A 20,632-nucleotide genomic window follows, 5' to 3' on the forward strand; every position below is an offset into this window, starting at 1 on the left:
ATATATTAGAAAAATTAGACTTAGAAGAAAATAGAGAAGATGATGATTTAGACATTAGTGATCTTGAAAAGGTAATGGATTCAATAGAGATAGAAGAAGATTTAAAACTAGAAGATGAAGATGACGAAGAAGAGATAGCTTCTCTAGAAGAGGATTTAGAAGATACTTCTGTAGAAGAATTAGAAACAACACTCGATTCTCTTGTTGAAATGAGTACCGAAATTTCAAATATAGATGAATTAAGTGAAAATGATCTTTTAGCAGCACTTGGAAATGAATCTGAAGTTTCTGAAGAAGTTTCTGTAGCAGTAGAGGTTAATGAAGAATTAACTATAGAAGATGAGATAGAAGAAAAAGTTAGTCAAAGTGTAAAAGATACATTGAATGAAAGTTCGATTAAAGATGCTTTAAAAGGTATGAAAGTAAATATAACAATAACGTTTGAAGAGGATAATTAAATATGATAATAATACGTAAAGCAGAAGTATTGAAAAAGGAATATTAACGTGAAAGGAAGCATGTTAATTATATCTGGACCAAGTGGGTCTGGTAAAAGTTCTTTAATGAATGAAATGTTTAAAAAAATAGAAGATATTTATTTCTCAATCTCAACTACAACAAGAGATATAAGAGATGGAGAAGTTGATGGTGTTAATTATCATTATATCTCAAAAGAAGAGTTTGAACAAGATATAGAAGAAGGGCTTTTTTTAGAGTGGGCTAAGGTTCATGATAATTATTATGGAACTTCTTTAAAGCCTATGTTACAAGCTTTACATAATGGTAAATTAGTAGTTCTTGATATAGATGTGCAAGGTCATAAAATTGCAAGAGAAAAATTTGGTAACTCTATTACTTCTATTTTTTTAACGACAGCAAATCAAAAAATTTTAAAGTATAGATTATCAAATAGAGGAACTGATACTGATGAAGTTATAGAAAAAAGAATAAATAATGCAGTTTCTGAAATGACAAGAATTAAAGAATATGATTATATTTTGGTTAATGATAACTTTGATGAAACGTTAAAAAAACTTACTGCAATAGCCGTATCTTCGAGATGTAAAGTAAGTGCTATTGATACAGAAGATTTTATAAGTTCTTGGGTTTATTAAAACTCAAAGTACTTCTTAATTTACCTTTAGAATATAATGGTATAATATCCGGATTAAAAAATTTAAAGTAAAGAGATAAAGGAGATAGTATGGGCGTTCCTAGTATGCCAGAACTACTAATTATTTTAGCAATCGTTGTATTGTTATTTGGAGCAAAAAAAATTCCAGATCTTGCAAAAGGTATTGGTAAAGGTATTAAGAGTTTCAAAAGTGAAATGAAAGAAGATGAAATAGCTGAAAATAAAGCTGATGAAAAAATAGAAAAAAAAGAAGAAACTACATCTGCTGATAAAGTAGAAGATACTAAACAAGCTTAAGAGACATAGTATTGAAAAAACGTGTCATACAAGCGATAAAAGACGAATTACAAAGAGAGTTTATTTTAGAAAAACCTAAAGACCTCTCTTTTGGTCACTATGCAACACCAATCGCATTTTCACTTGCAAAAGAGCTGAAAAAATCACCAATGGTAATCGCAGAAGAATTATGTAAAAAATTTGAAAATAGTGTTATATTTAAAGAAGTTACCTCTGTGAAAGGGTATATCAATTTTAGACTTAGTGAAGAGTTTTTAAATGAATATGCAACTTTCGCAATTATGAATGAAAAAGATTTTGCAAAATCAAATAAAAATGAGTCAATCCTTTTAGAGTACGTAAGTGCAAATCCTACAGGTCCTTTACATATCGGACATGCTAGAGGAGCTGTTTTAGGTGATTCTCTTGTTCGTATTGGAAATCATTTAGGATATAAAGTAGTTAGTGAGTATTATGTGAATGATGCTGGAAGTCAAATGGAAATGCTTGGACTTTCTATTTATCTAGCAGGTCGTGAAAATGTTTTACATGTAGATGTTGAGTGGCCTGAAGAGTTTTATAGAGGTGAATATATTGTTGATTTGGCACATGAGGCGAAAGATGAACTTGGCTTAGCTATTTTTGAAGATGAAAAAAATATAGAAAAACTGTCATTTTGGGGCAAAGATAAAATGATAGAGCTTATAAAATCAAATCTCTCGGCTGTTGGTATAGAATTTGAACAGTTCGTAAGTGAAAAATCTCTTTATAACAAATGGGATGATAGTTTTGATAAGCTTCAAAAATCTAATAAAACATATAAAGAAGCTGGAAAAACTTGGATTCGTTCAACAGATTTAGGTGATGAAAAAGATAGAGTTGTAATTCGTGATGATGGAAGACCTACTTATCTTGCGGGTGACATTATTTATCATGACAATAAATATCAAAGAGAATATGACCACTATATAAATATTTGGGGTGCAGATCACCATGGATACATTTCAAGAGTAAAAGCAGCAATCAACTTTTTAGGATATGATGAAAAAAAATTAGAAGTAATTTTAGCTCAAATGGTTTCTTTGTTAAAAGCAGGCGAACCATATAAGATGAGTAAACGTGCTGGTAATTTTATCTTAATGAGTGATGTTGTAAAAGATGTTGGAAGTGATGCTTTAAGATTTGTATTTTTAAGTAAAAAAAGCGATACTCATTTAGAGTTTGATGTAGATATGTTTAAACAAGAAGATAGTTCAAACCCTATTTTCTATATAAACTATGCACATGCTAGAATAAATCAAGTATTTAACAAAAGTGGTAAAACTGTAGAAGATATTAAAGATGTTAAATTAGAAGATTTAAATGATGATGCAGCGAATCTTTTATACAGTGCATTATTATTGCCAGAAGTTTTAGAAGACGCTTTTGAATCACGTCAATTACAAAAAGTAACTGAGTACTTAAAGTCTCTTTCTGCTAGTCTACATAAATTTTATAATGAAAATAGAGTTGTAGGTGAAGTTAATGAAGAGAAGTATTTGAAACTCTTTGCAATGGTTGGAGTAAGTATCCGTTTAGGTCTTCATCTCATAGGTATCAAAGCAAAAGATAAAATGTAAAACTTGAAATATAAGTAGAAATAAATCTACTTATATTTCAAAATTTTTAAGAACAATTAGAACAAATTCCCCTTAAAACTACAAAACTTTTTTCTATTTGAAAATTGTTTTCTACTGAAATATCATTATATACATTATCTAAATTTATATTGTAATCTTGTACATAATTACATTTTTTACATAAAAGATGAACATGTGATTCTTTTTTTATTTCATATTGATGTTTTAGTTCAGGTAATTTTATCTCTTCGATAATATTTGATGCAATTAAGTCATTTATATTTCTATACAGAGTAGCTTTAGATAAGGTAGTAAAATTTTTGGTAAGTTGAGAATACAATAAATCAATATCTATATGTCCTGCTTTATCAATGTTGTGTAGTATAGATAATCTTTGGTGTGTTGATTTTAGGTTATTGTTTTTTAATAATTTTTGATATTTTTCCATATTTAACCTTTCTTGCTAATAAGACATTAATTATCCTAATTATATAAAAATAATATAAATAAGACATTAATTATCTTAGTTAAAAAGAAATTTCATAAAAAATATTGAACAGTATAAAATCTTTAATGATATTAAATCCTATTTAAGATTTTATACTGTATAATTTTTTACTTTAAAAAAAGGAGTAGAAATGAAAATTTCTAAAGTTTTAAGTTTGTGTGTTTTGGGTAGTACAGTTTTATTTGGAGCCAACTCTTTAGTGAGTGAGGCAATGAATTATGGTTTAAAAGCTATTCCGCAAAGTAATTATGAGCTTTTAAAACTTATTGATGATGCTAAAGATCCTATAACATCTCAAAAGGTAGAACTTGGTAAAAAATTATATTTTGACCCTAGAATGTCAAAAAGTAGTTTAATAAGCTGTAATACTTGTCATAATCTAGGTTTAGGTGGAGCAGATGGAGTTAGTGCTGCTATTGGGCATGGTTGGACAGTAAATCCTCACCATCTAAATTCGCCAACAGTTTATAATTCAGTATTTTTTAAAGCTCAGTTTTGGGATGGAAGAAGTCCTCATTTAGCTGACCAAGCACAAGGTCCTGTTCAAGCTGGTCCAGAGATGGCAGCACCACCAAAGCTTGTTGAAGCAAGAATTAATTCAATCTCAGAATACGTAAATGAGTTTAAAAGTGCATATGGCTCAAATGTAAAAATAGATTTTGCAAAGATAACTTCTACTATATCTATTTTTGAAAAAACATTAGTGACTCCATCTAGATATGATGATTTTTTAAATGGAGATGATGAAGCCTTAAGTTCTCAAGAAAAAGAAGGATTTAAAATATTTTTAGATAAAGGTTGTGCAACTTGTCACAATGGCATTGCTCTTGGTGGAACTATGCAAGCATTTGAAATTGCTAATAAATATAGATTTACAAAAGTTGGTGATTTTAAAGGTGATAAACAAGGTATGGTAAAAACTCCTACACTTAGAAATATTACTCAAACAGCTCCATATTTTCATAATGGTCAAATTTGGTCACTAAGAGATGCAGTTAAAGAGATGGGTAGTGTGCAACTTGGAATTAAGATTAATGATAAAGATGCTAGCAAGATTGTTACTTTCTTAAAAGCATTAGATGGAAGAAAACCAGTTATTAGTTATCCTCAATTACCTGAGAGTACAGATACAACACCAAAGCCTAATTCTAAATAGGCTAAAGTTGGGAGAAGAGTATCTACTCTTCTCCTGCTTCAAATTGTAATTTTTTCATTTCAGCATCGCGTTCTGATAAAAATTCTTCAATATTATATTTTGATCTATATTGTGGACTCATTAGGTGAATTAAAATATCTCCTAAGTCAATAACAATCCATTCATTTTCATCATCTATTTGTAAAAAAGACTCATTTTTATCTTTTAAACCTTTTTTTAAATCATCTAGTAAAGAGATACCATGTCTCTCACCCATAGTTGTTGCAAGAACAACTTGTTCTACAAAATAGTCTTTATCACTCATATCAAAAATTTGGATATTCTCTGCTTTTTTGTTATCTAAAATATTAACTATATTTTCTATTCTTTGTTTCATTTTATAATGCCTTTTAATTTCATCTTCGATGATTTGTGGTATGAAAGAGGAGTTCATATTTTCTCGTAAGTTTGAAGAGCTAATTTTAGCATTTATTGCTAATTTTATCAAGTTTTCTGGAATGATTTTATTATCTCTTGAAGCAACTACAAATTGGACTAATTTTGAGAGTTCTTCATACTTATACCATTTATGTAGAGTAGCTAAATTATCAGCACCTATTATGAGATAAATTTTTTGTATATTTGCATATTTTTTTTTAAGGTATTGTATAGTTTCTATTGTAGGAACTGATCTTTCTTGTTCTATTTCATAATTTAAAATTTCTAATTTATCTTTACATGTAAAGACTTTTTGAAGCCAATTTAATCGTAAGGAAGATGATGCAAATGATTTTTTTTTAAAAGGATTTAAGTAGGTTGGAACTATAAAAAGTTTGTCTATATGCAAAGAGTTTAATGCTTCATTAATAATTTGAATATGGCCAACATGAAGGGGATCAAAAGAGCCACCAAATACTGCTATTTTCATTAAAGATTTTCCTTATCTCATTTTAGATAAAATACTTAAATTTACAATGTAGTATAACAAAAGTTACCGTACAATAGCGAGGTTTTAGTTATACAAATTAAATTACAAGGAAAATTTATGGCATTAAAAGTTGCGATTAATGGGTTTGGAAGAATAGGAAGATGTGTTGCTAGAATTATAGATTCTAGAGATGATGTAGATTTAGTATGTGTGAATGACACAGCTAGTAGAGAGATGACTGAGCAACTTTTAAAATATGATAGTGTACATGGTACATTTGCGGGAGAGATTAAGAGTCTAGAAGATAACTATATGCAAATAGGAAATTCTAAAGTCAAAATGTTTTCTACAAGAGATCCAAAAGAACTTAATTTTGCTGATTATAGTGTGGATGTTGTGTTAGAGTGTACAGGTGCATTTTTAACGACTGAAAAAGCTCAAGTTTTTATTGATAATGGTGTAAAAAAAGTAGTTATGTCTGCACCTGCAAAAGATGATACACCAACATTTGTTATTGGTGTAAATGAAGACAAGTATGCTGGTCAGGCTATTGTTTCAAATGCAAGTTGTACAACAAACTGTTTAGGACCAGTTGCAAAAGTTCTTGATGATGCTTTTGGTATTGATAAAGGCCTTATGACAACAGTACATGCTTATACAAATGGACAAAATATTTTAGATAATAAGAGCGGAAGAGATTTACGTAGAGCTCGTGCTGCTGCTGTGAATATTATACCTACAACGACAGGTGCTGCAAAAGCTATCGGTTTAGTACTTCCTCAACTAAAAGGTAGATTACACGGACAAAGTGTAAGAGTTCCAACTCCAAATGTTTCAATGGTAGATTTAAATGTTTTAGTAAAAAAAGATACGACCATTGAAGAAATAAATGCTATTTTGAAAGAAAAAGCAAATGGAGAATTAAAAGGTATTTTAGAAGTTGATGAAAGTTATAGAGTGTCTCAAGACTTCCAAAGCTGCCCAATTAGCTCAATTGTTGCAAGTGATTTAACTCAAGTAATTGCAGGTAATATGGTTAAAGTTATGGCTTGGTATGATAATGAGTGGGGGTATTCAACTCGTTTAATTGATATGGCTCTACACGTAAGTAAATAAGGAAAATAATGGTTAGATCTATTCGTGATATAGATATAGAAAATAAAAGAGTATTTATTCGTTGTGATTTTAATGTACCTTTAGACGAGTTTATGAATATAACTGATGATAGACGTATTCGCTCAGCAATTCAAACAATTAGATATTGTTTAGACCAAAAGTGTACCGTTGTTATTGCTAGTCATTTAGGTCGTCCAAAAGGTATTTTTGAAGCAAAATACTCTTTGGATCCTGTTTTTAAAAGACTCACTCGTATTCTTAATTGTAATGTAAAATTTGCAAAAGATGTTATAGGTGTAGATGCTAAAGAAAAGGTAGCATCTTTAGAAAATGGGGAAGTTCTTCTTTTAGAAAATCTAAGATTTGATAAAGGGGAAACAAAAAATGATGAGAATTTTGCAAAAGAGTTAGCAAGTTTTGCAGAGATTTTTATTAATGATGCTTTTGGTGTATGTCATAGAGCTCATGCTTCTGTAGAAGCAATTACAAAGTTTTTTGATACAGATCACAGTGCAGCTGGATTTTTATTACAAAAAGAAGTAGAGTTTTCGAAAAATTTATTAAAAGCACCTGCACGTCCTTTTGTTGCTGTTGTTGGAGGAAGTAAAGTAAGTGGGAAACTACAAGCACTTATAAATTTACTTCCTAGAATTGATAAGCTAATTATTGGTGGTGGAATGGCATTTACATTTTTAAAAGCACAAGGTTTAGATGTTGGAAATTCCCTTGTAGAGGATGATTTAATTCCAGAAGCTTTAAATGTATTAGAAGAAGCAAGAAAACTTGGTGTTAAATTGTATCTTCCTGTTGATGTAGTTGCAGCACAAACATTTTCTCAAGAATCTGCTATTAAATTTGTAACAACACAAGAAATTCCAAAAGGTTGGATGGGATTAGATATTGGACCTGCTAGTTCAAGACTTTTTAGAGAAGCTTTAAGTGATGCACAAACAATTCTTTGGAATGGTCCAATGGGTGTTTTTGAATTGGAAAAATTTGCTAAAGGAAGCTTTAAAATTTCTCATGCAATTAGTGAAGCTCATGCAACTACAGTTGTTGGTGGTGGAGATACTGCTGATGTTGTGGCACGTGCAGGGGACGCCGATGAAATGACATTTATTTCAACAGGTGGTGGAGCTAGTTTAGAGCTTATTGAAGGAAAAGAACTACCTGGTGTAAAACCTTTAAATACTAAGGAAATGGACTAATGATAATTGCATCAAATTTTAAAACTAATCATACAAGAAAAAGTACAAAAGAGTTTGTTTTAAAAGTAGAAAATTTTGTGCAACAAAATAATTTGGATGTAGAGGTTCGTATTTATCCTACAGCCACTGCTTTAGATAAATTTGATGTAAATAAAACTATAAAAGTTGGAGCACAAAACTTCTATCCAACTTATAATGGTTCTTTTACAGGAGAAGTTGGATTTGAGCAACTTGAAGAGTTTGGTGTAGATACAGTTCTTATTGGACACTCAGAGCGTCGTCATGTTTTAAAAGAAAGCAATGAACTGACAGCGCAAAAATATAATTTTGCTAAAGAACAGAATCTAGAAATAGTCTATTGTGTTGGTGAACCTAAAGAGGTAAGAGTTGCTGGAATTGATGCAGTAATGGCTTATGTTTGGGAACAGTTTGCTGGAATTGATTTGGATTATAAAAAACTTGTTGTTGCTTATGAGCCTGTTTGGGCAATTGGAACTGGATTAACAGCTAGTGATGATGATATAAAAGAAGTTTTACAAAGACTAAGAGAAAAGATAACAAAACCACTTTTATATGGTGGGAGTGTTAAAGTGGATAATGTTGGTGATATTTTAAAAATACAAAATTGTAATGGTGTTCTAGTTGGAACTGCAAGTTGGGAAGCAGAAGATTTTTGTAAAATGATAGAAGCTGCAAAAAAATAAATTAAAATGAGGAAGTAATAGATGATAATGAAGGGCAAAAAAGGTTTAATAGTAGGAATAGCAAATAATAAATCAATAGCTTATGGAATAGCAAAAGCATGTAAAGCACAGGGTGCTGAGTTAGCATTTACTTTTTTAAATGAGCAGTTAGAAAAACGTGTTCGTCCTATTGCAGAAGAACTTGATGGACAAGCTGTATATGAACTTGATGTGAATAATCCTGCACATTTAGCTGAGTTAACACAATCTTTAGAAAAAGATTTTGGAAAAATTGATTTTGTTGTTCATTCTGTTGCATTTGCTCCTCGTGAAGCTCTTGATGGTAATTTTATTGATACAACTAGAGAAGCATTTGATATTGCTATGGGAACTTCAGTATACTCTCTAGTATCACTAACTCGTGCTTGTTTTCCTATTATGAATGATGGTGGTTCTATTCTTACTCTGACATATTTAGGTGGTCCTAAATATGTACCTCATTATAATGTTATGGGTGTGGCAAAAGCTGCACTTGAGTCAACTGTTCGTTATCTTGCTGTTGATTGTGGTAAACGTCAAATTAGAGTAAATGGTATTAGTGCAGGACCTATTAGAACTTTAGCAGCTGCTGGAATTGGTGATTTTAGAATGATCTTAAATTGGAATGAAACAAATTCACCTCTTGGTAGAAATGTAACTACTGATGAAGTTGGAAATTCTGGAATGTATCTTTTAAGTGATCTTGCATCTGCAGTAACAGGTGAAATTCATTATGTAGATAGCGGATATAATATTATGGGTATGGGTCTTGCTGAAACAGATGAAGAGGGAAAAACAAGTCTCGCTTGGGATTTAAGAAATAAATAAATGAAATACAGAAACTTTGTTTCGTACTTTAGTGATATGAATTTGACTTGGGCTTGGCTCAAGTTAAAGAAGACAGTTAAATGATTGCACTACAAAAAATCTCTTATGTAGTGTTAATGCTTTTAATAATATGTCTAATATCTTTTGGAGCTATTCATTTAGCTCCAAATTCTTTTTTTGCAACTGGTGAACTAAATCCAAACATAACAGCAGAGTCAATAGAACAGTTAAAAAGAGTTTATGGCTTAGATAAATCTTTACCTGCACAATTTATATCTTGGCTTAGTGCTGTTGTACAACTAGATTTTGGTATATCTTTTGCAAGTGGGAAAAGCGTTCGTGATGAAATACTTTCTCGTTTGCCTATAACGTTGCTTTTAAATATAATCAGTTTAGTATTAGTTTTTAGTATATCTATGTTTTTAGGGATAAAATCAGCACTAAAACAAAATAATAGATTTGATAAATTGGTAAAACAATTTTCCCTTTTTTCTTATGCTATGCCTTCTTTTTATTTAGCACTTCTTTTAGTCATAATTTTTAGTGTAAAGTTTAATTTATTTCCTATTTCAGGGCTCCATTCAGTTGATGTTAAAAGTGGATTTAGTTACTATATAGACTTCGCTTGGCATTTGATTTTGCCTATTTTTGTTATGGTTTTTGGAGGTATTGGAAGTCTTACTATGTATATAAGAAGTTTAACTTTAAGTATTTTAAAAAGTGATTATATCTTTTTTGCACTTTCACGTGGAATCAAAGGTAATAAGCTTTTTAGGTATTTTATATTACCCAATATTTCGCCACCTATTGTAACTATTTTGGGTCTATCGCTTCCTGGTCTTATTGGAGGAAGTGTTATTTTAGAATCAATTTTTGCAATAAATGGGATGGGGCTTCTTTTTTATCAAAGTGCACTTAGTAGAGATTATCCTGTGATTATGGGAATTCTTATTGTATCTGCATTTTTAACTTTAATAGGAAATATTGTTGCAGATTTAGTTTTACTTAAGTTAAATCCACATTATAAAAACTCAAATAAAGTTTAATTAAGCTTAAAAATTGTAATCTTTAGTAAGCATATATACATAAAGGTTTATTATGAAGATAAAATATTCTGGACCTAGGCCTTTTATAACCCATCATGGAGTAACATTTAAAGATGGAAAAGAAGATAAATATGTTTATCTTATGATTGGTATACAAATACTTCAAGCAATCGATAAAGATTTTGGTGAAAAAAAATCTTACTCATATGATATTACTACAAAAAGATTAAGCAATGAAGAAATTTTAAATATCATGCTTCAATACGAGCCAAGCCTTGAAAAAGATACAAATTTAGAAAGAATATCTTATGAAGAAAAACTCGATGAAGAGATATACAATGTCAGTACTAAAGACAATCTGACAGAATTAGAAAAAGAGATATTAGCGAATAATTTAAAAATTATGAAAGAATATAGAATTCAAAGAGCAATTAATAAAATATATTATATGCACAATATTTATGAAATTGGATCAGTGATAAAACGAGAGAAAATAACTGAGATTGATACACCATTTTATGAAAAGTATTGGCATGTATTAAGAACGATTCAAGGTGAGTTAACAAAAGGAAAAAGCTCAATAAATACGGAATTAAAAATTGAAGAAAATGCAAAAGGAGATATGGTAGCTAAGTTACTTATATCAAATATTTAGGGGTTTACATGTAAAGGTTTAACCTTTACATGTAAAGATATATTAGTTCTCACCAAACAGGTTTTGAAGTGCATTTGGATCTTTGGCTGAGTCAGTAGATTCCCCATTACCACTACTTTGACCTTCTAATTCTACAAGTTCTATATCCATTCCAACAAGCATAGAAGTTAAACGAATATTTATACCACTTTTACCAATAGCTTTAGATTTTTGATCACTTGGTAGAGTTACAATAGCTTTATCATCCACTATTTTTACATTTGAGATGATAGCAGGACTAAGGGCTCGTGAGATAAAAATTTCTGGAATTGACGAGTACTCTATACAGTCAATATTTTCACCATTTAATTCTCCACTTACAGCATTGATTCTCATACCTTTTGTTCCAACTGTTGCACCTACTGCATCAATATTTGGATGAAGTGAAGTCAGGGCTACTTTAGCTCTTTCTCCAGGGATTCTCGCTGAACTATTGATAGTTATCATTTCATCTTTAATTTCAGGGACTTCAAGAGTTAGAAGAGATTCTAAAAATTTTGGACTTGTTCTTGAAATTTCTACATAAATACCTTGGGCTTTATCTATAAAAACTTTTCTTATAACTGCTTTAACAACATCACCAACTTTAAATTTTTCACCTTTGATTCTGTTTTTTCTTGGCATTACTGCACGAACTTCATCAAATTCAACATAAGTTGCTTCTTCATTATCTATTCTTGTTACAGTTCCAACAATACTATCACCAACCATATTTTTATATTTTTCAAATATTTGATTTTCTAATAATCTTTGTATATGGAATTCCAATTCTCTATGTAAAGTAGCAGCTGCTGTACGTCCGAGGTTATCTAGAGGTAATTCATAAGTAAGTTCATCTCCTATTTCAATATTTGGATCAACTTCTTTTGCTTCACTTATTGCAGTATATTTGTCTTTTTCATTTTCTAATCTTTCATCATCATCTTTAACTACTAATACTTTTTGATAAAGGTTTAATGTTTTAGTATCAGTATCTATAATAGTTTCATAATCATAATCTTCACCATATATTCTTTTTGCTGTTTTTGTTAATGCAAAACATACAGTTTTTTTTACATCTTCAATATTTAAGTCTTTTTCATGAGCAATTGATTCTATTATATCTATAATTTTTTCCATATTTTCCTCTTCATTTTTAATTTTTCATAATTACTAAAAAATAATTTAGTAATTAAAATTTTGTACTAATAGAGTATTTTTACTCTATTCATTTCTCTTTAAAAAACTCTATTTTTACTAAAATAATTTAATCATTATTCAAGCATAATCATAGCTTTTTTATTGTCGCAATATAAAAGTTATGTTAATGTTTTTTAGGGATTGCTGGAGAAGGTCTGAATTATATCTTAAATATGCTTTTAGTTACTTTAATGCGAAATTTATTCAAATATTGTTATACTCTTCGATTATAATAATGTTTGAGAAAGAGGAAGACTCATGGAATTAAAATTAGCAAGAAATGAAATAAATGCAAAACCAAAAACAATTCTTTTAGAAAAAGTAGAAGAGATAATAGCAAAAGAGGGTCACAAAATATTTTATTTTGATAAAGAAAACTCGCATAAAGACTTAGTAGCTTTAGTAGAGTATTTTGAAGAAAAAGACTTTAGTGTCTATCTTCGTGAAGTAAAATATGGACTAGGGGAAGAGGATTATATGTATGAGATACATATACTGTAAGGTTTGATTTTTTGAGTAATAAAAAGAAATTATATATTGAAACTTTAGGTTGTGCAATGAATACTCGTGATACCGAGCATATCATTGCAGAACTAAGTTCAAAAGATAGTTATGAGCTTTGCAATGAGGCAAAAATTGCAGACTTGATTATGATAAACACTTGTAGTGTTAGAGAAAAACCAGTTAATAAACTTTTTTCAGAAATTGGTGTTTTTAATAAATTAAAAAAAGATGGAGCCAAAATAGGGATTTGTGGATGTACTGCAAGCCATTTAGGTGATGAGATTTTTAAACGTGCACCATCTGTTAGTTTTGTACTTGGTGCAAGAAATGTATCAAAAGTAGTTGAAGCTGTAAATACAGATAAGTTTTTAAGTGTTGATATAGATTATGATGAGAGTACTTATGCTTTTGGTGAATTTAGAAACTCTATGAATAAAGCTTATGTAAATATTTCTATAGGTTGTGATAAACAATGTACATATTGCATAGTTCCTCATACTCGTGGTGATGAGATATCAATTCCTCCTGAATTAATCATTAAAGAAGCTAAAAAAGCAGCACTTAGCGGTGCAAAAGAGATTTTTTTACTTGGCCAAAATGTTAATAATTATGGGAAAAGATTCTCCTCAAAAAGAGATGAAAAAATAGACTTTTCAGATTTATTAAATTTAATAAGCCAAATAGAAGAAGTTGAGCGTATACGATTTACTTCTCCACATCCTTTACATATGGATGATAAATTTTTAGAGACATTTGCTAAAAATCCCAAAGTTTGTAAGTCTATGCATATGCCTCTTCAAAGTGGTTCTACCCATATTTTAGAGCAGATGAAAAGAGGATACACAAAAGAGTGGTTTTTAAATAGAGCCATGAAACTTAGAGAATTAGTTCCTAATGTATCTATTAGTACAGATATTATAGTAGCATTTCCAGGTGAGAGTGAAAAAGACTTTGAAGATAGTATGGATGTGATTGAAAAAGTAAGATTTGAGCAAATATTTGCTTTTAAATACTCTGCTCGTCCATTAACAAAAGCAGCAGAATTTACAAATCAAATAGATTCGGAAACTGGTTCAGCAAGACTTAAAAAGCTTCAAGATAGACAAAATGAAATACTTGATGAAATTGCAAGTCAAAAATCTGGTCAAGTTTTAGATGTGTATTTTGAAGAGTTAAGAAATAATGGGTTAGTAGCAGGAAGAAGTGATAATAATGCACTTGTTCAAGTTGAGGGCAATGAAGAGTTACTTGGAAAGACGTTAAAAGTAAAAATAACAAACCCTAGACGTCTGGCACTTTATGGCGAAATTGTTCAATAAGACTACAAAAAGAAAAATGGAGGCCCTCTTGGTGCCTCCTTTGTTATATATTCTCCTTTATTTTATATACTTTACATGTAAAAAAAGATACCATTTTGATAGAACAAAAGTTTTAGATACACCTAGTGTATTTGTTTTTTGGCATGGTGAGTTATTGATGCTGACATTTGGATATATGGATTATAGAAGATCAAAAAATGTAGATACTATGGTAAGTCGACATCATGATGGAGAGATAGCAACGAGATTGTTAAATCTTTTAGGGGCAGGGGCAATTAGAGGAAGTTCTTCAAAAGGTGCAATGCAGGCTTTAAAAAGTGCTTTTAAATCTCTTAATCTAGGAAGAGATGTTGCAATAACTCCAGATGGCCCAAAAGGTCCAAGATACTCTGTTGCTGATGGAGCAGTCGTAATAGCTCAAAAGAAAAATGTTCCAATAGTAACAATGAATTGCAAAGCAACAAAAGCTTGGAGATTAAATAGTTGGGATAAGTTTTCAATCCCAAAACCTTTTTGTACATTAGATTTTTATTATAGTGATCCCTTTTATATCACAGAGGATAATTTAAACGATGCAAAAGAAAAAATTAAAGAAAGGCTCATGAAAAATGCTTTCTAAGATTAATTTGATTATTTTTACGATTGTTATTTTTGCAGGAAGTTTTTACTACTTTAATTCTAATTCTTCTTATCAAAACTCTATTCAAGCAAGGGTGTATTATTTTTTAGGCAATTATGATAGTGCTTATGAGTTAGCAAAAAAAGCTTATGAAGAAGATACGTACAATAAAATGGCAAATACAGTTATGATTCAAAGTAAAATTGCTAAAACGTATGAATCGTATATTCAGCAGGGAAATGATTATCTTCAAAAAATAGATGAAATTAGTATAAAAAAAGATTATACACAAGCAGATAAAGCAAGAGTAAAAATGATGTGTGAGATTATGATTGAAAGTTATAAAAATTTGGCTCCATCAACTCTTACTGATAAAACTCTTCAAGAAACAAGTCAAAAAATGCAAAAAAAGTTTATACAGTTATATGAAGAATTGTTTTAGGAACTTCTTTTGCTTTAATAAAGTATCATACCGAATATTTGGTATAATACAAACAAATTAGTAAAAAACGGGTGTATATGGCATTAAAAAAAGTTTTTCAAAAATATTTTTCAAATTTATTTATCTCTATAGTACAAGAAAATAATGAATGGATTATCTACTCAAAAATTCTTAAAAATGGAGTTATAAAAGATAAATTTTCTGAAAGCTTTATAATCTCAGAAGATGGCAGTATCCCTCCTAAAATGGAAAAATATTTAGAAGAATTTCATGCAAAATATAATTTTATATATGTATCTGTATTTTTAGATTCAATGGGACAGGGTGCAATAAGTGGCACTAGTGCTAATGATTTTGAAAAAAATAGTATTGATATGAAAAATGTAGTGCATTTTGACATAGATAAAAAGTGGTCAGTGTATGCCTCATTTATAGATATAAATTGGGTTAAAAAACTTTTTCAATCTACAGGAATAGATTTTATATATTCACCTTTTGTTATACAAAATGTACTTATAAAGAAGCAAAAGTCTATAACACAGCCTATTTTATACATTTTGAACCATAAAGATTCAGTTACAATTAGTATTTTTGAAAATGAGGAACTTACATTTGGTGCTTATTTTAAAACAACTACAGATGATAATCTCTCAAGTGGAGAAGAAGATTGGGACAATGTTGACGAAGAAGAGGGCGTTGATAATTTAATAGAATTAGATACTATTGAAGATGATGAACTTGGTAGTGTGGACGAATTAGAAAATTTAGATGAATTAGATAGTTTAGATGATGTGGAAGATAATGATTTTGAAGATATTGACTCAGAAAGAGATCATAATTTAGGACATTTTGAAGGTGATGAAGAGAGTATAGAAGAAGAGAGTAATTTGGAATTATTTGGTAGAGATATATTATTATATAAGTATTTAAACACTTCATTACAAGAATTTTATAAAAATCCACTGTATAAAAGTAACTTTATAGAAAAAGTTGTTATTTTTGATGGATATGAAATTAGTTCGGAATTAATAGAGATGATTGAAGATGAGCTTTTGATGGATATTGAGATGAATAAAATCAATATCAATGAAGTAGTTTGTGATATGTCTATAAAAGAGGCTTTACAATGAAATTAAAATATAGTTTAATTACGCCTCGAAAAAAATATTTTTTTACTATGTTTACAAAAGTTTGGATGGTTTTTATATTTTCCATAGTTGTTTTATTAAATATATTTAATCTATTTGTAATTTATAAAAATTATGATTTTAAAAATACTGCAAAAGAGTATGGTTTAGAACGTGTTAAATTAGAAAAAAACATAGATAATATAGACGAAAAAATAGGATTTATTTTAAGACAAAAAGCAGTTGCTGAAGAGATATATGCAAATAATATCATTTTAAAAGATAGCATGAAAAATCTTTTTGATTTAGTTCCTGATCAAATTACTTTAAATAAGGTAATTATGGAAAAAAATTCACTTGTTATTTATGGGGTAACTCCTACAAAAGACGCGTATAATTTTCTTTTAGCAGCACCTTTAAAATCTATATTTCATACAAGTAACACAATTTTTTATCTTACTGATAAAGGTTGGTATAATTTTGTTAGTACTAATAAAATAATTAATCCAGAGGACTTTTTATAATGGATAAAAGTATGGAGAAAATAGATATAGTAAAGTTATTGCTTTATCTATTGGTTTTTATTGTATTAACTCTGTTTATGGTTTTAGGAGTTATTGTTCCTAATATTAAAGATTATCGTGCATCAAAAGGTGTTTATAAAAAGGCATTTATTCATAAAATGAGAGTTGAAAATGTCCTTGCTGATAGAAATAAAGAATTGAGTAATTTAAAGACAGAAAATAGACGCGCAATAACTTCCTTTGTACGTAAGTTTTCTACAGAAAATTTCATAAAGTATGCAGGTACGTTTTTTAATGATGTATCTTTAGTCAAAGTTAGTAAAAAAGATTATAAAAAAGAGTTTGTAGAATATGAGTTGAGAGTCAGTTCAAGCCTTAAGAGTCCTACAAATTTTTATACTTTTTTAGAAGGTCTTAATAGATATGAAAATATAGTCCAAGCAGATTTTCCTATACATATGGAATCAAATGCAAGTAAAATAAGTTCAGCTTTTACGATTAAAGTATATGATATAAATTCTACAAAATAGTTTCAATAGAAATATTTTCTTTATACATGTAAGGTCTTATCTTTGAAGGGATTTTTTCTACCCTACAAGCTTCTTTAAATTTTTTATCCATAGTTATTTTAATCCAAGGACAAATATAGATTTTATTTTGAGAAAAAACAACAGCTATTTTTGATGAGACAATACAATCTTTTGTTCGTAGTATCTCTTCTCTACTAGCACTACTTAAAAGAGTTCCTAGTTTTTTAACAATCTTATCGATTCCTCTAATATTGATTAAATCATCTTCGTTATTTTCTAAAATATAGAGGTTTTTTATATGTTGTGTATTCTTAGGCAATAGTCTTTTTGTATCTCTTTGAAGATAGTCAAAACTTTTTTTAATGCCATTGGCATACTTTTCACAAAAAGCATTTGAAAACTCATTTCTTATTTGATTTCTAAAATACTTTTTATCATTATTAGAAGCATCTAAAAAGTATTTTATTTTGTTTACATGTAAAAATGTTTCAATCTGTTTTTTTTCTACATGTAACAAAGGGCGTATGGTCTTAAAATTTTGCGTTTCTTCTACTTCGTTCATACCACTAAGTTCTACAGCTCCAGCCCCACGGCTTAATTGCATTAAGAACCATTCAAATTTATCGTTTAAATGGTGTGCTGTTAAAAGGACATCATAAGCATTTTTATCTATAATTTCTTGAAAAAATGTGTATCGTGTGCTTCTTGCATTATGTTCAAAATTGTTATTCTCAAGTTTACATGTAAGAGTAAAGCACTCTTTGTTATTTTGTTTTGCTAGTTGTTTAGCATACTCTTCTTCTAAAGAGCTTTCTTTTCTAGTTTGGTAATTTACTAAGGCAACATCAAATTTTATGTTTAATTCTTTGAGTATAAAAAAAAGGGCAGTTGAATCACTACCCCCAGAAAAGGCTAAAAGATTTTTTGTAGTTTTTAATATTTCTATCGCGTTAGCTGATAGTTTTGGTAACTGTTGCAACTAGTTTATCTCCAGCAAGTTCACTTACTTTTGCTTCATAACATTTTCCTACTTCTAACTCTCCAACTTCAGAGTCATTTAGTAGGATTTCACCATCAATTTCAGGAGCCCAAAGTAATTTTTTAGCACCCATAAAAAACTCATGTTCGCTACTTGGTCCTTCACATACGACATGTAAGGTTTTTCCTATTTCTACTTGTAAAGATTTTTCGTGTTTTTGTTTTACTATCTCTTCAATTTTCTCAATTCTCTCATTAATAATATCTTCTTCTATCTTTTCATCCATCTCATAAGCAGCAGTATCTTCTTCATCTGAGTATGGAAATAATGATACTCTGTCAAAATCAAAGTCAGTAACAAAGTCTAAAAGCTCATTGAACTCTTTTTCACTCTCTTTAGGATGACCAACAATAAGACCTGTTCTTAAAAAACTATTTTCTGCTTTTCTCATCATAGTGAGTTGTTCAGTAATCCTAGCTTTTCCTGCACCTCTTTTCATTGTTTTAAGCATCATATTACTTATATGCTGTATTGGCATGTCAAAGTAGTTGTGAAAGGTTTTAGAGTTTATTATAGCTTGTATTAGTGCATCAGAAGTTGTTGTAGGGTAAAGATATAAAATCCTTGCACTTTTTACTCCTTCTATATTCTCAATAGTTTTAATAAGTTTTATTAGACCTTCCTTTTCACCCAAATCTCTCATAAAAGAGCTACTATCCTGAGAAATAAAAGAAAAATCGTAAAAGCCTTTTTTTACAAGATTTGTTACTTCCTTTTCTATTGATTCAAGCGTTCTTGAGTGAAGTTTACCTTTGAAATTTGGAATAGCACAAAAACTACAACTTTGGTTACACCCTTCACTAAGTTTGATATATGCATGTGAATTTGAGCCGGTTATAACTCTTTCTTCATCATTTAAAAGGTAAGTTGCAGGAGTAAATCGACTCTCTTTTTTATTAATGATTTCATCAATTTTGTCATAATCCCCAACACCAGTAAACAGATCTACCTCTTTAAGCTCTTCTTGTAACTCTTCACGATAACGCTCAGTCAAACAGCCAGTTACTACAAGTAAAGACTCTTTACGTCTTAGTTCATGAAGTGAAAAAATAGTATCTAAACTCTCTTCTTTTGCAGGTCCTATAAATCCGCAAGTATTTACGATGAGTACATCAGCATTTTCTGGCTCATTGATGATTGTATAGTTTTTTAATTTTCCTAGCATTACTTCTGAATCTACTAAGTTTTTATTGCATCCTAGTGAAACTAGGTATAAATTTTTACTCATTTTTTATCTTTATAATTTTTTTGCATTATACAATATAATTTCTTCTTATTGCTGAGTTACGTTTTTTAGTTTATCAAATGTTTTTACTACTAAAAGTACTATTATCCCAAAGATGATACCTACTAAAAACTCATTGGCCATTGCAGGGATAAAATCTAAAAAGTAATGATGTATGGCATTGATATTATGCGAGAGAATACCACCACCTACAAGAATCATAGCAATTGTACCAACAAACGATAAAGTTTTAATGATTTTTGGCATAAGTGAAACTAAAAAATTTCCACTTTTAACACGATTTTTTTCTATAAGCCAAAATCCAACATTGTCTATTCTTACTATTAGTGCAACGAAACCATACACTCCTATTGTTGCTAAAATTGCAACAAAAGTTGTAGCAAAGATTTGAATTATAATTGGTTCATTTAAAACGGTTCCAAGGGCTATCATTACAATTTCTATTGATAAAATAAAATCAGTTAAAATAGCAGCTTTAATTTTTTTCTTTTCAACTTCAAGTATATTTTCATTTGAAGCTTTCAATACTTTTTTATCTTCACTTGTTATATGCTTTTTGTGAAAAAATTCTTCTATTTTTTCTATTCCTTCATATAAAAGATAAAGTCCACCAAGTATAAGAATGTAAGGGATAACGAATGGTGCAAAAAAACTGAGTAAAAAGGCCAAAGGTAAAATAATAATTTTATTTTTTAAAGAACCTTTAGTAATAGCCCAAATAACTTTAAGTTCTCTATGTTGCGCAAATCCAGTAGCTTTTTCTGAGTTTACTGCCAAGTCATCTCCTAAGATACCAGCTGTTTTTTGAGTAGCTATTTTACTCGCAACAGCAACGTCATCTGCAAGCATTGCTATATCATCTAAGAGTGCAAATATTCCTGATGCCAT

The 20,632-nt window shown here is 29.4% G+C and carries 23 protein-coding genes and 1 pseudogene; 18 read left to right on the forward strand and 6 right to left on the reverse strand.

Annotated features, from left to right (window positions below):
- The 4 genes and pseudogenes from K354_RS15090 to argS all read left to right on the forward strand — a co-directional run.
- Positions 1–458 (forward strand): annotated as a pseudogene (locus K354_RS15090) (hypothetical protein); the annotation flags it as partial.
- 48 nt (positions 459–506) lie between these two features.
- Positions 507–1,115 carry a guanylate kinase gene (gene gmk / locus K354_RS0104115; protein WP_024954246.1) on the forward strand — a complete coding sequence of 203 codons (609 nt, stop codon included), beginning with the start codon at positions 507–509 and terminating at the stop codon, positions 1,113–1,115.
- Between the two features lie 89 nt (positions 1,116–1,204).
- Positions 1,205–1,432 carry a twin-arginine translocase TatA/TatE family subunit gene (gene tatA, locus K354_RS0104120; RefSeq protein WP_024954247.1) on the forward strand — a complete coding sequence of 76 codons (228 nt, stop codon included), beginning with the start codon at positions 1,205–1,207 and terminating at the stop codon, positions 1,430–1,432.
- 11 nt (positions 1,433–1,443) lie between these two features.
- A complete protein-coding gene (gene argS / locus K354_RS0104125; protein WP_024954248.1) occupies positions 1,444–3,030 on the forward strand; it encodes an arginine--tRNA ligase in 1,587 nt (528 codons plus the stop codon).
- Between the two features lie 46 nt (positions 3,031–3,076).
- Here the strand turns inward: argS and K354_RS13925 are convergent, their stop codons facing one another.
- The gene (locus K354_RS13925) at positions 3,077–3,478 is read right to left on the reverse strand and encodes a Fur family transcriptional regulator (protein ID WP_037940241.1); all 402 of its coding nucleotides are present in this window, start codon (positions 3,476–3,478) and stop codon (positions 3,077–3,079) included.
- 190 nt (positions 3,479–3,668) lie between these two features.
- Between K354_RS13925 and K354_RS0104135 the strand changes: the two genes are divergently transcribed.
- Positions 3,669–4,694, forward strand: a complete 1,026-nt coding sequence (locus tag K354_RS0104135; protein ID WP_024954249.1) for a cytochrome-c peroxidase — start codon at positions 3,669–3,671, stop codon at positions 4,692–4,694.
- Positions 4,695–4,716: 22 nt separating this feature from the next.
- Here K354_RS0104135 and nadD read toward each other — a convergent pair whose 3' ends face one another.
- Positions 4,717–5,601: a nicotinate (nicotinamide) nucleotide adenylyltransferase gene (nadD, locus tag K354_RS0104140; protein WP_024954250.1), complete on the reverse strand. Its 885-nt coding sequence runs from the start codon at positions 5,599–5,601 to the stop codon at positions 4,717–4,719.
- 117 nt (positions 5,602–5,718) lie between these two features.
- On the opposite strand from nadD, the gene gap reads away from it, so the two are divergent.
- The 6 genes from gap to K354_RS0104170 all read left to right on the forward strand — a co-directional run bounded on the left by gap (position 5,719) and on the right by K354_RS0104170 (position 11,176).
- A complete protein-coding gene (gap, locus tag K354_RS0104145) occupies positions 5,719–6,717 on the forward strand; it encodes a type I glyceraldehyde-3-phosphate dehydrogenase (RefSeq protein WP_024954251.1) in 999 nt (332 codons plus the stop codon).
- An 8-nt stretch (positions 6,718–6,725) separates the two neighbouring features.
- Positions 6,726–7,925, forward strand: a complete 1,200-nt coding sequence (locus K354_RS0104150; protein WP_024954252.1) for a phosphoglycerate kinase — start codon at positions 6,726–6,728, stop codon at positions 7,923–7,925.
- Complete coding sequence (locus tag K354_RS0104155) at positions 7,925–8,629, forward strand: triose-phosphate isomerase (RefSeq protein ID WP_024954253.1); 705 nt, start codon at positions 7,925–7,927, stop codon at positions 8,627–8,629. Before K354_RS0104150 ends, K354_RS0104155 begins: the two co-directional genes overlap by 1 nt.
- Positions 8,630–8,650: 21 nt before the next feature.
- Positions 8,651–9,475, forward strand: coding sequence for an enoyl-ACP reductase FabI (gene fabI, locus K354_RS0104160; protein ID WP_024954254.1), 825 nt, complete (start codon positions 8,651–8,653; stop codon positions 9,473–9,475).
- Positions 9,476–9,555: 80 nt separating this feature from the next.
- Complete coding sequence (locus K354_RS0104165; RefSeq protein WP_024954255.1) at positions 9,556–10,521, forward strand: ABC transporter permease; 966 nt, start codon at positions 9,556–9,558, stop codon at positions 10,519–10,521.
- Between the two features lie 52 nt (positions 10,522–10,573).
- Positions 10,574–11,176 (forward strand): hypothetical protein, encoded by a 603-nt coding sequence (locus tag K354_RS0104170; RefSeq protein WP_024954256.1) that lies wholly within the window; start codon positions 10,574–10,576, stop codon positions 11,174–11,176.
- 42 nt (positions 11,177–11,218) lie between these two features.
- On the opposite strand, the gene nusA is transcribed toward K354_RS0104170, so the two are convergent.
- On the reverse strand, positions 11,219–12,334 hold the full coding sequence (nusA, locus tag K354_RS0104175; protein ID WP_024954257.1) for a transcription termination factor NusA: 1,116 nt from the start codon (positions 12,332–12,334) through the stop codon (positions 11,219–11,221).
- A 318-nt stretch (positions 12,335–12,652) separates the two neighbouring features.
- Here nusA and K354_RS0104180 point away from each other — a divergent pair, with 318 nt between their 5' ends.
- From K354_RS0104180 to K354_RS0104210, 7 genes are all read left to right on the forward strand, one after another.
- Positions 12,653–12,895, forward strand: coding sequence for an HP0268 family nuclease (locus K354_RS0104180; RefSeq protein WP_024954258.1), 243 nt, complete (start codon positions 12,653–12,655; stop codon positions 12,893–12,895).
- 11 nt (positions 12,896–12,906) lie between these two features.
- Entirely contained in the window at positions 12,907–14,217 is a 1,311-nt protein-coding gene (miaB, locus tag K354_RS0104185) for a tRNA (N6-isopentenyl adenosine(37)-C2)-methylthiotransferase MiaB (RefSeq protein WP_037940243.1), read from the forward strand.
- A 31-nt stretch (positions 14,218–14,248) separates the two neighbouring features.
- Positions 14,249–14,836: a lysophospholipid acyltransferase family protein gene (locus K354_RS0104190; protein WP_245600567.1), complete on the forward strand. Its 588-nt coding sequence runs from the start codon at positions 14,249–14,251 to the stop codon at positions 14,834–14,836.
- Entirely contained in the window at positions 14,826–15,278 is a 453-nt protein-coding gene (locus tag K354_RS0104195; protein ID WP_024954261.1) for a hypothetical protein, read from the forward strand. The genes K354_RS0104190 and K354_RS0104195 overlap by 11 nt, the downstream gene beginning before the upstream one ends.
- A gap of 77 nt (positions 15,279–15,355) precedes the next feature.
- The gene (locus K354_RS0104200; protein ID WP_024954262.1) at positions 15,356–16,408 is read left to right on the forward strand and encodes a hypothetical protein; all 1,053 of its coding nucleotides are present in this window, start codon (positions 15,356–15,358) and stop codon (positions 16,406–16,408) included.
- A complete protein-coding gene (locus K354_RS0104205) occupies positions 16,405–16,929 on the forward strand; it encodes a hypothetical protein (protein ID WP_024954263.1) in 525 nt (174 codons plus the stop codon). Before K354_RS0104200 ends, K354_RS0104205 begins: the two co-directional genes overlap by 4 nt.
- A complete protein-coding gene (locus K354_RS0104210; RefSeq protein ID WP_024954264.1) occupies positions 16,929–17,459 on the forward strand; it encodes a hypothetical protein in 531 nt (176 codons plus the stop codon). Before K354_RS0104205 ends, K354_RS0104210 begins: the two co-directional genes overlap by 1 nt.
- On the opposite strand, the gene tilS is transcribed toward K354_RS0104210, so the two are convergent.
- The 3 genes from tilS to K354_RS0104225 are packed head-to-tail and all read right to left on the reverse strand — an operon-like array spanning position 17,449 to position 20,632.
- Complete coding sequence (gene tilS, locus K354_RS0104215; RefSeq protein ID WP_024954265.1) at positions 17,449–18,438, reverse strand: tRNA lysidine(34) synthetase TilS; 990 nt, start codon at positions 18,436–18,438, stop codon at positions 17,449–17,451. The two genes, K354_RS0104210 and tilS, sit on opposite strands and share 11 nt — an antisense overlap.
- On the reverse strand, positions 18,410–19,726 hold the full coding sequence (rimO, locus tag K354_RS0104220; RefSeq protein WP_024954266.1) for a 30S ribosomal protein S12 methylthiotransferase RimO: 1,317 nt from the start codon (positions 19,724–19,726) through the stop codon (positions 18,410–18,412). Before rimO ends, tilS begins: the two co-directional genes overlap by 29 nt.
- A 45-nt stretch (positions 19,727–19,771) precedes the next feature.
- Positions 19,772–20,632, reverse strand: coding sequence for a DUF808 domain-containing protein (locus tag K354_RS0104225; RefSeq protein ID WP_024954267.1), 861 nt, complete (start codon positions 20,630–20,632; stop codon positions 19,772–19,774).

This window comes from Sulfurospirillum arcachonense DSM 9755 (assembly GCF_000597725.1).
Classification (GTDB): Bacteria; Campylobacterota; Campylobacteria; order Campylobacterales; family Sulfurospirillaceae; genus Sulfurospirillum_A; species Sulfurospirillum_A arcachonense.